Here is a 13,986-nt window from a genome sequence, read left to right on the forward strand (position 1 = left end):
CTACATTGTCAGAGCTTCACCATCGGCACGCTGCCGATCAGCATCAGCCGGATCGTTCCCGAACTGCCGAAGTCGATCGTGGCGGTCGCGCGCGGGCCCGTTCCGTCGGCCGCGACGACTGTGCCGAGGCCGTACTTGTCGTGGTTGACGCGGTCGCCTGCTTCGAGCTTCAACGCTGGCGTGTCCTGCCAGCCCTTGAACGACGTGGATCGCATGCCCTGCTTGGCGATCCTGGCCTGCGCAGAGTCTGAGCCCGAGCGGCTCCACGTCGTCGCCGTCGATGGGCCGGACGTGCGGCGTGACGACTCGATACGACGCCAATCCATCAGCTCAGCCGGGATCTCGTCGAGGAACCGGGACGCCGGGTTGGTCGACGGCTGGCCCCACGCTGACCGCATCACCGCGCGCGACAGGTACAGCCGCTCACGGGCTCGCGTGATGCCCACGTACGCCAGGCGGCGTTCCTCGGCCAGCTCGACCGGGTCGGACAACGCCCGCATGTGCGGGAAGATCCCATCTTCCCAGCCGGTGCTGAACACAACCGGGTATTCGAGGCCTTTGGCGGTGTGCAACGTCATCAGCGTGACCACGCCGTCGGAATCCGCGTCCGGCACCTGGTCGGCGTCCGCGACCAACGACACGCGCTCAAGGAATCCTTCGAGGGTGCCGAGCGGCGTGACGGTCTCCTCGTCTTCGATCGCGGGCGGGAGTTCGGCGAACTCCCTGGCCACAGTGATCAATTCGCGGAGGTTGTCCAGCCTGGTCGCGTCCTGCGGGTCTTCGCTTTCCTCGAGCTCGGCCTGGTAGCCGGTGCGGTCGATGATCGCTTCGAGCAACTCGGCCACGCCGTCGTCGACCAGTTCACGCAGCGAGTCCAGCAACTCAACGAACCCGGCGATGCACTTCTCCGAGCGCGGGTTGAGCAGCGGGACCTCGCCGGAAGCGGCCTTGCGCAGCGCCGCGTTGAACGAGATCCGCTGCTGCTCGGCATGCGTCGCGACCACGGCTTCCGCCCGGTCACCGATGCCGCGCTTCGGCACGTTCAGGATCCGGCGCAGCGACACCGTGTCCTCGGGGTTGGCGAGCACCCGCAGGTACGCCAACGCGTCACGGACTTCCTTGCGCTCGTAGAACCGAACTCCGCCAACGACTTTGTACGGCAGCCCGAGCCGGATGAAGATCTCTTCGAAGACCCGGGACTGGTTATTGGTCCGGTAGAACACCGCGATGTCGCCGTTGCGCGCGTCGCCGTGGTCGACCAGTTTGTCGATCTCACCGGCGACGAAAGCCGCCTCGTCGTGCTCGTTGTCGCCGACATAGCCGACGATCCGCTCGCCCTCGCCGGAGTCGGTCCACAGTCGCTTGTCGATACGACCCGGGTTGCGCGAGATGACCGCGTTGGCCGCGGACAGGATGGTCTGCGTCGAGCGGTAGTTCTGCTCGAGCTTGATCGTGGTCGCGTCCGGATAGTCCCGCTCGAACTCCTCGATGTTGCGGATCGTCGCGCCACGGAAGGCGTAGATCGACTGGTCCGCGTCACCGACGACGCACAGCTCGCCGGGCGGGATGTCGCCAGCGCCGACCCCGACCAGTTCACGGACCAGCATGTACTGCGCGTGGTTGGTGTCCTGGTACTCGTCGACCAGCACGTGCCGGAAGCGGCGCCGGTAGTACTCGGCGACCTCGGGGAACGTCTGCAGCAGCTCGACCGACTTCATGATCAGGTCGTCGAAGTCGAACGCGTTCGCCTGCTGCAGCCGCTGCTGGTAGACCGCGTACACCTCGGCGGTGCGGCGCTCGAAGTCGTTGGACGCACGGGAAGCCGCGGCCTCGTAGTCGATCAGTTCGTTCTTCAGGTTCGAGATCTGCACGGCGAGCGACCGCGCGGAATACCGCTTCGGGTCGAGGTCGAGATCCCTGGCCACCAACGTGATCAGCCTGCGGGTGTCGTCGGAGTCGTACACCGAGAAGTTCGACGACATGCCGATGGTCTTGGCTTCGCGCCGCATGATCCGCACACACATCGAGTGGAACGTGGAGACCCACATCGACTTGGCGCGCCCGCCGACCAGATCGGCGACGCGCTCCTTCATCTCGGCGGCGGCCTTGTTGGTGAACGTGATCGCCATGATCTGGCCGGGATGCACGTCCCGCGCGGCCAGTAGGTAGGCGATTCTCCTTGTCAGTACCCGGGTTTTGCCCGAGCCAGCGCCCGCGACCACGAGCAGCGGGGTACCCGCGTGCTCGACAGCCTGACGCTGCCGGTCGTTGAGTCCCTCAAGCAGGGCGGCGACGGCCGGGTTGACAGGTGTGGTGCCGGGAAGCTCGAACAAGGCGCTCATCGCGATTAAAGGTACTCGCCCGTGCCGACAAATCTGGGACCGCCTCGCACATGTGTGCACTCGGTCTTTGTGAGGGCCGAGTTTGGCGCGTTGAACGCCAATGCCAGGAACTTAACCAAGTCCTTGCGCTGGCCGCTTGCGAGCATCTCAAGGTCCATTAAGGACAGGAATTCGCCTCGTCAGTCACACATGTCACATCAGCCCCACCTATTACGGGACGTAGTGCCGCGAAGGCCACCCTCGCGGCGTTCAACGCAGCAATCTCGACCCTCGCACCCCTGAACGCCACGCGATGCCCGCACCCCTCGCCCAGGTAGTCAGTTCCAGCAGCGACCCACCCGCGTTAGCCACAAATATTCGCAGGTCAACGGCTCGCGCACGCCTCGGGTATCAACCAAACTCCGAACCCTAGTTCCTGACATTGGCGTCTAACGCGCGAAGGGAGGCCCTCGCGCGTCTAACGCCGCCAAGGTGGCCTTCACGGCAACGAAGCCCGTGGCGCGGACTTGCCAAGTTCGTCAGGCATAGAACCAGCTCATAAATGGTTCGCACGAGTGGCGTGTGGCGGAGTACTTCTGTGCTCAGGGGGCTTCATCAGGAGTTCGGGGTCTGTTTCCGGGGTTTTCCGGGGCTCATCCCTGATCCATTCGCCTGCCGCGGGCGACAGTCTTGAACAGGAGTTGGCCAGAGCAACGGACGGGGAGTGGGGAACGTGTTCGAAGACCTGATGCCAGACCTCACCGCGCTGTCACCGGTCGCGGTGCTGGTGACGATCTTCGTGCTGTCGTTCCTCGAGACGAGCGTCGTGATCGGCGTCGTCCTGCCGGGGGAAGTGCTCGTTGGCGCGTGCATCGGGGTGTTGCACGTCGCATGGTCGCCGCTAGCCGGGGCGGTGGCGGCCGTGGGATGCCTTGCGGGCCAGTTGGGTGGTTACGCGCTTGGTCGCTGGTCGGGGCCCGCGATCAAGCACGGCTGGGTCGGTCGCAAGGCTGGCCCGAAGCGGTGGGCACAAGCCGAGCACCTGGTTGGGGAATCAGGTGGCTGGCTCCTGGTGACAGCGCGGTTCGTCTCTGTGGCGCACACGCTGGCACCGGTGCTCGCCGGGACGTTGCGGATGCCGTTGCGGAAGTTCACCGCGTACGCGGCCATCTCCGCGGTGGTGTGGGCGGCGCTGTGGACCGCGGTCGGGGCCGCGTTGTCGGGCGCGAGCCAGATCATCGACCCTGGCCTGCTGTCCTTCGCGATGGTCGGCGGTGGCGTGATCATCGGCGGGATCATCATGACCAAGCTGCTCCGCCGGTTCGACAAGGCCGCCGACGAGCGCGCTGACCAAGAACGGAGGCCTGCGCTCGACGTGCGCACCGCGGTTGTGTCAAGATGATTGGGTGCGGACAGAGCGCTTTTACTTTTTCTACGGGACCCGGACTCCGGCTCCCGTGGTTCTCTGACGCCACCAGACACCACGAAGCCCCCGGAGTCCGCGGACCCCGGGGGTTTCGCACTCCCGGGGCAGGCTCCAAGTAGAACAGGAAAGCCGATGACCCCAACCACCGAGAACGGCACCGCCTCGGAAGACATCGACGCGCTCCGCAAGGAGATCGACTGGCTCGACGCCGAGATCCTGCGGCTGGTGAAACGCCGGGTCGAGGTGTCGAAGACGATCGGCGCGGCACGGATGGCCGCGGGCGGCCCGCGCATCGTCTACAACCGGGAGATGGACGTTCTGGCGCGCTACCGGGAGCTTGGGCCGGAAGGTCGTCAGCTGGCGATGGCTCTGCTCAACCTCGGCCGAGGCCGACTAGGGCGCTAAGCCCGATCAAACTCAACTAAATATCAGGGCGATCACCCATCCGAGCAGTCGAGCGGACGAGGCACACTGGAACCATGGTGCTGGACTTGATCGCCGTGATCATCGTCATCGTGGCCCTTGTGGCCGCCCTTGCCCACGTCGGGTACTTGACGCTGCTGAACAACGCGGCGAACAAGCGCGCGGGTGGCGGGCCGATCGCTCAATACGTCCGTTCCCGCTGGCCGATCGCCGGTGTGACGACAGCCGGAGCCCTGCTCGGACTGTTGCTCACCGGCGGCAGCGGGTTCGTCGACATCCTGGCGATTCTGATCGGCGGCGGCTCGGGAGCCGTAGCCGTGAAGTCGCTCGAGTCAACCCAGAAGAAGTACAAGACCGAAAAGTAGACCGACCGGTCAAGCTCGAAGAAGCAGGACCCGGGGCCCCGAGCCCGGCCTCAACGCAGGCACCCCGCAGAGAAGACGGGGTGTCGGGCCTCGGCTCTGTCACGCCGGTCATTCACGCCGCCCCGCCGCGCCCACCAGCCCCGGCTTCGTCGCGCCAGCCACTGACACCACCGGCTGCGCCTTACCCGCCAGCCGCGCCTTTGTCGCGCCAGCCACTCACGCCATCCCGCCCTGCCCGCCAGCCGCGGCTTTGTCGCGCCAGCCACTCACGCCATCCCGCCCTGCCCGCCAGCCGCGGCTTTGTCGCGCCAGCCACTCACGCCATCCCGCCCTGCCCGCCAGCCGCGCCTTTGTCGCGCCGGTCATTTACGCCACGCAACACGCCCGACGCCGCCCCAACCACAGCGGCAAGCAGGCACTGAGCGGTGTCGGCAGCGTGGGGCGGGGTGGAAATGACCGGCTTTGGCGACAAAGCCCGTCCGCGCGGAGCGCGGACAATCAGACACTGTCAAGGGAGTTCACCCGGTCGTGTGGCAACGAATGTTGTTGCTTACCAGCGTTTCTACGTGCGATGCGTCAGGCATACCCTGGCGTAGGTGAGCACTGACGGACCCTCCGAAACGGACCGCGCGCGACCCGTGCGGCCCGTCGTTTCCGGGTCCCTTCTTCCGACTCGTGCGGTCGCCATGTCGTGATCATGAGTAATCGCGTCATGACCGGCAGTGAGAAGGGTCACATCAGCATGACCAGCGGGGAGCATCAGCCAGAACGCGGACGTCATCGGCATACCCAGGGCACGTGGACCCCTGAAGTCACGCACGTGCACCCACCCGCTCACGCCCGCCCCGACCCTGTCCCGCCACCGACCGCGGCCGAGACGACCATTCCCGGCCTGCACAAGTTCGACCTCGGCACCATCCCCGCCTCCGTCACCCCGCCGAAGACGTGGCGTACGGCGGCCTGGTTCGCCGTCGGCTCGTCGCTTGCCGTCGTGCTTGGCCTGGTGTTCGCGGCCGCCGCGCTGGTCGGCCAGCCCAAGAGCACCGAGACCATCGACGCGCTGCCCGGGGTGCCGAGCGCGATCTACCTCGACGATCCCAGCGCCACGCAAAGCTCCCAACAGAGGTCCGCCACCAGCCGCGCGGAGCGGTCCACGGTCGTGCCGGGCCACAGCCAGTCCATCCGGGGTTCAGGCAACGCGCCGACCGCGGGCAGCAGCGTGCGCACGAGCGTCCCGCCGACTTCCAGCTCCACGGCGCCGCCGCCCTATACCCCGCCGGTCAGGGAGACCACGCCGAAGCGGGCGCTGGCGACCAACGACGCGAAGCAGATCGGTGACCGGACCGAGGCGTTCTACGCGGCCATCACCAGCAACCCGGACGCGGCGTACCAGATGACCACCGGTGAGATGCGCGGTCAGGGTGAGCAGGCGTTTCGTGAGCGCTACGCCGACATCAAGAAGGTCCAGGTCCGCCGGATCAGCATCGACCCCAACCAGGGGACCACGGTCAGTGAGGTGACCGTCACAAAACGGGACGGGACTACGTTTACCGAGCGTAGGAGGCTGAAATTCACGTCAGGCAGAGATCCGAAAATCAGTTCTGAAGTTACCCATTAAGTCTTGGGCCGAACAGGCCGATACCGACAGTGCCAGCGGTGACCGCTGGCCCAGTCGAGGTACAGACAGGCCGACGGAAATCCCCGAACGGGTGAAACCTGAGGTGGCCCTCCGTGACTCGATGAACCGAGTAGCAGTGACACACACGCAAGGAAGTAACCAGTGGAGCGTCCGACGTCTGGTCGCCGGCACATCCGAGCCGGATCGATCACCGTTGCGGAGCTGATCAAGAACCGGCCGACCCCGGTTCATCTCCCCGCCCGCGACGAGGCCGTCACCGAAGTGATGCCATCCGGCATCGACACGGAACCGATGCCGCCGGTCGACCAGGGCGAGGCCCAGCCGCTGCCGTCGCAGGCTCCGAACACCCACCATCGCCGCCAGCCGGCCCGCAGCGGGCAGCTGGCCAAGCTCGCCGGTCTCGGCGTCGCCGCCGCGGTGCTGGTCGCTTCCGTCGCCGCCGCCTCGATCATCAACACCAAGCGGCAGTCCGAGCCGGACGTCGTCGACCGCCCGGTTGCCGAGATGACCAACGAGCAGGCCCTGCTGCCGAACATGTTCACGCTGAACGCGGGCAACGCGCCGCGGATCACCACCGAGATGCCCGCGCCCAACAGGGGCAGCGCCTCGGCAACCGTCGACAACGGCCGCCGTCCGGTCGACGCGAAGAAGCTGTCCGGCCCCGCGACGCCGCAGGCCGCGATCCCGAACACCGCGCCGACCGACGTCGAGTTGGTCAGGGAGTACTACAAGCTGCTGGCGAGCCAGCCGCAGCAGGCCCTCGGGCTGCTCGACGGGCTGCTCCGGCAGACCGATCTGTCCCACTTCCTGAACTCTTGGTCGCAAGCTCGCAACATTCATGTCGTCGATGTGCAGCCGCGTGGTGACGGAGCGTTGCTCGCCGTCGTCGAGATGATCCTGCCCGACGGCGACACCGCGAGGGTTCAGCAGCTGCTCAGGGTCACTGACAGCCAACCGAAGCGGATCACCGGCGCCGAGATCGTGTCCGCTCAGCGGAGCTAGGCTGCCGAACTGTTACGCCCGATTGAGACGCGACAAGCACCTCGTGTCACCAATGTGACCCCCGATCGGGCTAAGCTGGGCGGCGCCCCGAGGAATGGGCCGGTGTGTGGCGTTGGTCTCATTCTCCGCGCCGGATAGTCCGACACGCCGGTGGCGTTCGTATCCAGGTAACGGTCTTGTGGTCGTGCGCGAAGAGTGAGCGCATAGCCTGGAGGCGGTCCATGGGGTTGTCCGCCTGAGAAGAGAAGATGGCCGGCGAGCAGTTCGCGGGCAAGGAGGTGTCGTGAGCGACGAAGGCCGACTGGTAGCCGGTCGCTACCGGCTCGTGCATCGCATCGGCACCGGCGCCATGGGCGTGGTCTGGCAGGCGAGGGACGAGCGGCTGAACAGAGTCGTCGCCGTCAAGCAGGTCCTGCTGCAGACCGGCCTGTCACAGGACGAGATCAACGAGGCACTCGAACGCGTACAGCGCGAGGGCCGGATCGCCGCGAAACTGCACCACCCGAACGCCGTGACGGTCTTCGACGTCGTCGACGAGGACGACGCGCCGTGGCTGGTCATGGAGTACGTCCCGAGCCAGAGCCTGGCCGCGGCGATGAAGGAGCGCGGGGCGCTGCCGCCGCTCGAAGTCGCCGCGATCGGCGCGCAGATCGCGGCGGCGCTGGCCGCCGCGCATGCCGCGGGCATCGTTCACCGGGACATCAAGCCGGGCAACATCCTGCTCGCCGACAACGGCTCGGTGAAGATCACCGACTTCGGTATCTCACGGGCGAGTGACGACGTCACCGTGACCAAGACCGGCCTGATCGCCGGTACGCCCGCCTACCTGGCGCCTGAGGTCGCGTACGGCAAGGACCCGACACCACCCACAGATGTCTTCTCCCTCGGTTCGACGCTGTACGCGGCGGTCGAGGGCGAGCCACCGTTCGGCCTGAGCGAGAACACGCTCGGCCTGTTGCACGCGGTGGCCGCTGGCCGGATCAACCCGCCTCAGCTGGCAGGACCGCTGGAGCCGGTACTGATCGCACTGCTGGCCACAGAAGCCGAGGATCGCCCGACCGCCGCGTACGCCAGGGACATGCTGGCCGCGGTCGCTCGTGGTGACCATCCGGACGTGCCGGAGACGCGGACTGTGTTCGCCGGTCCGTCGAACACCGACCCGCGCACGAGGGCCATCTCGCCGCCGAGCGCACGGTCGCGCACGGGCGTTCGTCCCGCTGCCGCTCCGCCTCCGCCGCGTAAGCAGTCCAAGCGGCCGTACGTCCTGGCCGCCGTGATGGCCGCGCTGGTGCTGGCCCTTGGCGGCTGGCTGATCGCGGCGAGCGGGGACGAGAAGCGGAACGACCCGCAGCCGTCGAACATCAACAGCTCACAGACGACAACCACCTCGGCTCCGACGTTCACCTACACCGAGACGAACACCGAGACGAGTTCGTCGTCCTCACAGCGGCCGACCACCAGGTCGACACCGAGGTCGACGTCCAGCTCGCCGACGTCCAGCTCATCGTCCTCGTCGCCGTCCAGCTCGAGGCCGCCGTCGTCGACGAGCTCGACGCCGAGGTCGACACCTTCAACAACAGAACCACCAACTCCGTAAACCAAAGCAACCTCCGGGTGCGTCCAAACGACACATAAGTAAGGTCCTTTGGTCGCAGTCATCCAGCCGTAACGGGAGTTAGGCGTTGCCCTCCGACGAAGACCGCCTGGTGGCGGGTCGATACCGACTGGGACAGCGCATCGGCAGCGGCGCCATGGGCGTCGTGTGGCAAGCGCAAGACGATCGGTTGCACCGCACCGTCGCGGTCAAGCAGTTGCTGACGCAGCCCGGCCTGAGTGCCGCGCAGGCTGAGGAAGGCAGGCTGCGCTCGATGCGGGAAGGCCGGATCGCGGCCAGGCTGCAGCATCCGAACGCGATCACGGTCTACGACGTGGTCGAGGACGACGGCCAGCCGTGGCTGGTGATGGAGTACCTGCCGTCCCGCAGCCTCGCGGCCGAGCTGGACGACCGGGGCACCATCCCGCCGCAGGAAGCGGCGCGGATCGGCGCCGAGGTGGCGTCCGGCCTTGTGGCCGCGCACGCGGCCGGGATCGTGCACCGCGACATCAAGCCCGCGAACGTGCTGCTCGGCAACGACAACTCGGTCAAGATCACCGACTTCGGCATCTCACGCGCGGTCGGCGACGTGACGGTGACCGCCACCGGAATGCTCGCCGGGACGCCCGCGTACCTCGCGCCCGAAGTTGCCAAGGGCATGGAACCGACGCCCGCGTCGGACGTGTTCTCGCTCGGCTCGACGTTGTACATCTGCGTTGAGGGGCATTCGCCCTTCGGTTTGAGTGAAAACACGCTCGCGCTGCTGCACGCGGTCGCCGCGGGCAAGATCTCCCCGCCGAGGCAAGCGGGCCCGCTCACCGCGCTGCTGATGCGTCTGCTGCGGACCGAGCCAGAAGAACGTCCGACCATGGCCGCCGCCAAGGAAGCACTGGCCGCGATCGCCGCGGGCCGTCCTGTGCAGCCTGGGCTCGTCAGCGGCAACTACGACGGTCCGACGGTCGCGCAGCGCATCCAGGCGCCGATGCCACCGCAGCCGGTGATGCAGCAACCCACGAACCACCCGGCCACGCGTATCGACGCCAACCCGCTCGCGGAGCCGCGTCGCACGCCGCCGTCGGGTTTCCAGATGGGTCCGCCGCCTCCCGGCACGCCGCCGCGTGGCAACCAGCCGCCTATCGGGCCCCCGCCGCCAAGACGCGAGCAGATGTCCGCGGAGCCAAGACAGAACAGGGACGTTCGCAAGATCGTGCTGACGGTCCTCGCGATCATCGGCGCGGCTGCTGTCGGTGTCCTGGTCGCGAGCCTGTTCACCAGCAAAACACCGAACGCTCAGCCGAACCCGACGACGCTGCCGCCACCGCCGCCAGCGACCGTCACGCAGACCGGGCCACCGACGGTCAAGAAGTCCACGACCACGCCTCCGCCTTCGAGTTCGTCCGCGCCTCCGTCGTCATCGACGCAGGATGACGACAGCGAGCAGCTGGAGGACGCGAGCAACTTCGTCGAGGCCTACTACGACCTGTTGCCGGAAAATCCTGAGGCGGGGTGGGCGCTGCTCACCCCGAAGGCACAGGCTTTGTCTCAGGGCAAGGACGGCTACTTCAGCTTCTACGCCGAGATGGAGGACGTCCGGATCACTGACGTCAGCGATGACGGCAAAGGCAATGTCCGCGGCACCGTACGGTTCAAGAAGAAAGATGGCTCGGAGACGCGGGATCCCTACCGGTTCACCGTTGTCGTCGTGAACGGCAAACTGATGATCGACGATTTCAAGCTCGGCTCAACCTGATCAGCTCTTGATGCGGGCCGCGACCTCATGCAAGGCCGCGAGAAACGCTTGTACCGCAGCATCTTCCGCGCCCGTCTCACGGATCGCGGCGTAGATCTCCCTTGTCGGTTCCGGCCGACGGACCCGCTTGGCGACGACACCCGAATGCGTGGTGTCCAAGCCGAGCTTGGGAATCAACGCGACCCCAAGGCCCGCGGCCACAAAGCCTTGTGAGGTCGCGTAATCCTCCGACTCCACGGTGATGTTCGGGGTGAAACCCGCCGCGGCGCAAGCGTTCAGCATCAGGTCGGAACACGGCCCCGGCATGATTTCCGTGCTCACCCACGGTTCCTCAGCCAGATCCGCAAGGTCGACAAACCGCTTGTTCGCAAGGCGATGGCCGCGCGGCAGGACGGCACACAGCGGGTCGTGCATCAGGTGGATCAGCTGCACGCCACGCCGAGGCGGGTTCATCCGGGGGAAAACCACGATCGCCACGTCCGCCCGGCCTTCCTCGACCTCGGGCAGCGGGTCCTCCGGGTCGATCAGCTTGAGGTCGATCTGCACGCCGGGATGGTGTTTACGCAGCTGGGCCATGGCAGGCGGGACGAGCGCGACGCCCGCGGTGGAGAAGTACCTGATCGACAGCTGCCCGGTCTTGCCTTCTTTGAGGTCACGCAGCGCGCATTCGGCGTCGGACAGGTTCTTGCTGATGATCGCCGCGTGCTCGGTCAGCAGACGGCCTGCCGCGGTCGCCCGCACGCCACGCCCGACGCGTTCGAGCAGGGCCACACCGGCTTCCTTCTCCAGCACGGCCAGCTGCTGGCTGATCGCGGACGGCGTGTAGCCGAGGTTTCCTGCGGCAGAAGTGACGGATCCGCTGGTCACGACCGCCCTGAGCAACTGCATCCGGCGTACGTCGAGCATGCGTCAACCATACAGCTTTGCTTAATGGCTGATGCACATATATTCACTTGTCCTGCCAAGTTAGCGAGGGCATCGTTGACGCGGGGTCGACGATGGGAGTGCGTGGTGGGCAGCAAGGGCACACTGGTCCGGATGGGCATTTTGGCTCTGCTGTGGGGATCGAGCTTCCTCTGGATCAAGTTCGCGCTGCAGGCCATGTCGCCGGGCCAGATCGCGATCGGCCGGATCCTGCTCGGCGCGGCCGTGCTGGTGGTGCTCTGCTACTCGGGCCGCCAGCGGCTGCCCAAGGACCGGAAAATCTGGGCGCACCTGGTGTTTGCCGCGTTCTTCGGCAACGCGCTGCCGTTCTTCCTCTTCGGTTTCGGTGAGGAGACAGTCGATTCCGGCATCGCCGGTGTGCTCAACGCCACAACCCCGTTGTGGGCCTTGCTGATCGGCGTGTTGATCCGTCAGGAACGCAAGCTGTTCTCGCTGCGCATGCTCGGCATGGTCGTCGGATTCGCCGGTACTTTGCTGATCTTCGCGCCGTGGCAGGCAGGCGGCCTGACCAGCTGGGGCGCGCTCGCGATCCTCGGTGCCGCGGCGAGTTACGCCGTCAGCTACACGTACATCGGCCTGAAGCTGTCCGGCAAGGGCACGGCCCCGATCGCTTTGTCGGCCGCCCAGCTGGTCACCGCGTCCGGACTGAGCATGTTGCTGCTGCCGATCGACGGTTTCGAGCCGATCACCTTGAGCCCGCTTGGCGTGATCGCCGTCGTGATCCTCGGTGTCTTCGGCACCGGTTTCGCGTTCGCCCTGAACTACCGGCTGATCGCCGACGAGGGCGCGGTTGCCGCGACTGCTGTCGGCTACCTGCTACCTGTGGTTTCCGTGCTGCTTGGCGCGGTTGTCCTTGGCGAGCCGGTGACTGCGCGCGTGGTCGTCGGCATGGTCGTGGTCCTGCTGGGGGTGGGCATGACCCGCTGGCAGCCGAAGGCAGTGGCGTCGCCGGAACTCGTGGTTCCGGCGACGCCTCAGTCAGCGGTTGCGACGCCTGAGCGAGCTGCCCAGTAGCAGCACGCCAACCAGGACCGCGCCACCGGCGAGCAGCCAGCGCGGGTCGAAGGACGGCAGCCAGGACGCGCCATCGGTGAGCACGTAGGCCGACATCAGCAAGGCCGCGATTCCGGCGAGCAGGGTGAGTAGGTCGACGCGCTTACGCTCAGTCTTCTCCGTGTCATCAGCCACGGCGCACCTCCACGTCACCCGTGTTGACCCGGGCGTCCAGGTAGATCTTGAGACCGCCGGCACCGTCCGTGCCGTTGTCGGCGGTACTGATATGCGCGTTGGTCGCGTTTTGTTCGTTGCCGAGGCATGCCACCGAGCCGAGCTCGGCGTCACAGGTGACGTGCACGTCCGCGTTCGGCGGGACGAGCACGGAGATGTTGCCCAGTCCCACATTCAGCGACGTGTGGACCACGCCGGTGTCCGGCAACGCGGTCAGATCGAGGTCGATCGTCCCGCCGCCGACGCCGTAATTGGGCGCGACCATGTCCACGGTCGTCGGCCGGACGTTGATCGTGCCCCACTCCTGGCCGGAGTCGACCCATGCAGGCCCGTTCGACGCGGTCGTGAAGACGAAACCGGCCATCGCCAGCGGAACCGCGAGACCGATCAGGCCACGGCCGCCGCCCATCAGCGAGCCACCGACCATGCCGAGGCCGATGATGGCCAGCACGATCCCGATGATGTGGCCCGGTGTCAGCCAGGAGACCTGCGGAGCGATGAGCGCGCACACGCCACCCACGGCAAGCGCGGCACCCAGCGTGACCCCGCCGACCGGGGAACGCCTGCGCTTCAGAGCTGGCGGTTCTGGTGACGGCTGCGCCGGATCCGGCAGATCCCAGGCGAACGGCGCGGCACCGAGCGGGTCCCATGCCGGTGGGCTGGTGCGCTGTTCCGGCTGCGGAGGCACCGGCACCTCGGTCGTTTGGGCGTTCACGTCCATCCCCAGTGGCATCGTCGGCTGTGCGGAAGGCGCTGCCGGTGGCGGGGTCTGCCGCGGCGCGATCCCTCCCCTGCCGCGATGCAACAGGAACAACGCCGTCAGCAGCAACGCCAGGCCGACGACTCCCTCGCCGCCCACACCGTTGAACGTGTAGAGCGAGGCTCCGAACAGCACGGCGCACAGCAGCAGCGTGAAGAACCAGCCGGTGTGGCTACGTCCCCTGCCGATCAACGCGGGCAAGGGCGCTTCCTCATCGGCCTCGTCCGGGAAGAACAGCCAGCCGAGGACGTAGATCACCAGACCGGCACCGCCGACGATGGCGGAAACCACCAGCAGGACCCGGACAAGGATCGGGTCGATCTGGTAGCGGTTGGCGATACCCGCCGCGACACCCGCGATCTTCCGGCCGTGCCTCGGCCGTCTTGGCCGGTTGGTCCAGAAGTCCTTCAGCGTGTCCTCCGCCCCGGCAAACGGCTGACCTTGCTGTCGCTGCGTTCCACTCACGATGACAAGGATTGACCGAGCAGGCCACCCGGCACATCAGGGACCGCCCCTGAGCTTGTCCCCGGGACG

Annotated in this window: 13 protein-coding genes; 8 read left to right on the forward strand and 5 right to left on the reverse strand. The window is 66.8% G+C overall.

Annotated features, from left to right (window positions below):
* Nucleotides 1–8: 8 nt before the first annotated feature.
* Complete coding sequence (gene pcrA / locus LWC34_RS24555; protein WP_233727493.1) at nt 9–2,342, reverse strand: DNA helicase PcrA; 2,334 nt, start codon at nt 2,340–2,342, stop codon at nt 9–11.
* 712 nt (nt 2,343–3,054) lie between these two features.
* On the opposite strand from pcrA, the gene LWC34_RS24560 reads away from it, so the two are divergent.
* The 3 genes from LWC34_RS24560 (at nt 3,055) to LWC34_RS24570 (ending at nt 4,535) form a co-directional block, all read left to right on the forward strand.
* Nucleotides 3,055–3,723, forward strand: coding sequence for a DedA family protein (locus LWC34_RS24560; protein ID WP_233727494.1), 669 nt, complete (start codon nt 3,055–3,057; stop codon nt 3,721–3,723).
* Nucleotides 3,724–3,879: 156 nt separating this feature from the next.
* Entirely contained in the window at nt 3,880–4,152 is a 273-nt protein-coding gene (locus LWC34_RS24565; protein WP_233727495.1) for a chorismate mutase, read from the forward strand.
* Nucleotides 4,153–4,226: 74 nt separating this feature from the next.
* Nucleotides 4,227–4,535, forward strand: a complete 309-nt coding sequence (locus LWC34_RS24570) for a hypothetical protein (protein WP_233727496.1) — start codon at nt 4,227–4,229, stop codon at nt 4,533–4,535.
* A 216-nt stretch (nt 4,536–4,751) separates the two neighbouring features.
* On the opposite strand, the gene LWC34_RS24575 is transcribed toward LWC34_RS24570, so the two are convergent.
* A complete protein-coding gene (locus tag LWC34_RS24575; RefSeq protein WP_233727497.1) occupies nt 4,752–4,901 on the reverse strand; it encodes a hypothetical protein in 150 nt (49 codons plus the stop codon).
* Between the two features lie 331 nt (nt 4,902–5,232).
* Between LWC34_RS24575 and LWC34_RS24580 the strand changes: the two genes are divergently transcribed.
* From LWC34_RS24580 to LWC34_RS24595, 4 genes are all read left to right on the forward strand, one after another.
* The gene (locus tag LWC34_RS24580; protein ID WP_233727498.1) at nt 5,233–6,153 is read left to right on the forward strand and encodes a hypothetical protein; all 921 of its coding nucleotides are present in this window, start codon (nt 5,233–5,235) and stop codon (nt 6,151–6,153) included.
* Nucleotides 6,154–6,315: 162 nt separating this feature from the next.
* The gene (locus tag LWC34_RS24585; protein WP_233727499.1) at nt 6,316–7,176 is read left to right on the forward strand and encodes a hypothetical protein; all 861 of its coding nucleotides are present in this window, start codon (nt 6,316–6,318) and stop codon (nt 7,174–7,176) included.
* Nucleotides 7,177–7,459: 283 nt separating this feature from the next.
* On the forward strand, nt 7,460–8,773 hold the full coding sequence (locus LWC34_RS24590; protein ID WP_233727500.1) for a serine/threonine-protein kinase: 1,314 nt from the start codon (nt 7,460–7,462) through the stop codon (nt 8,771–8,773).
* Between the two features lie 85 nt (nt 8,774–8,858).
* On the forward strand, nt 8,859–10,520 hold the full coding sequence (locus LWC34_RS24595; RefSeq protein WP_233727501.1) for a serine/threonine-protein kinase: 1,662 nt from the start codon (nt 8,859–8,861) through the stop codon (nt 10,518–10,520).
* On the opposite strand, the gene LWC34_RS24600 is transcribed toward LWC34_RS24595, so the two are convergent.
* Nucleotides 10,521–11,426, reverse strand: coding sequence for a LysR family transcriptional regulator (locus LWC34_RS24600; protein ID WP_233727502.1), 906 nt, complete (start codon nt 11,424–11,426; stop codon nt 10,521–10,523).
* A 132-nt stretch (nt 11,427–11,558) separates the two neighbouring features.
* On the opposite strand from LWC34_RS24600, the gene LWC34_RS24605 reads away from it, so the two are divergent.
* Nucleotides 11,559–12,479 (forward strand): DMT family transporter, encoded by a 921-nt coding sequence (locus tag LWC34_RS24605; RefSeq protein ID WP_233727503.1) that lies wholly within the window; start codon nt 11,559–11,561, stop codon nt 12,477–12,479.
* Here the strand turns inward: LWC34_RS24605 and LWC34_RS24610 are convergent.
* Entirely contained in the window at nt 12,444–12,653 is a 210-nt protein-coding gene (locus LWC34_RS24610) for a hypothetical protein (protein ID WP_233727504.1), read from the reverse strand. The two genes, LWC34_RS24605 and LWC34_RS24610, sit on opposite strands and share 36 nt — an antisense overlap.
* Complete coding sequence (locus tag LWC34_RS24615; RefSeq protein WP_233727505.1) at nt 12,646–13,917, reverse strand: PspC domain-containing protein; 1,272 nt, start codon at nt 13,915–13,917, stop codon at nt 12,646–12,648. The genes LWC34_RS24610 and LWC34_RS24615 overlap by 8 nt, the downstream gene beginning before the upstream one ends.
* Nucleotides 13,918–13,986: the final 69 nt, after the last annotated feature.

The organism is Kibdelosporangium philippinense (genome assembly GCF_021390435.2).
GTDB lineage: Bacteria > Actinomycetota > Actinomycetes > Mycobacteriales > Pseudonocardiaceae > Kibdelosporangium > Kibdelosporangium philippinense.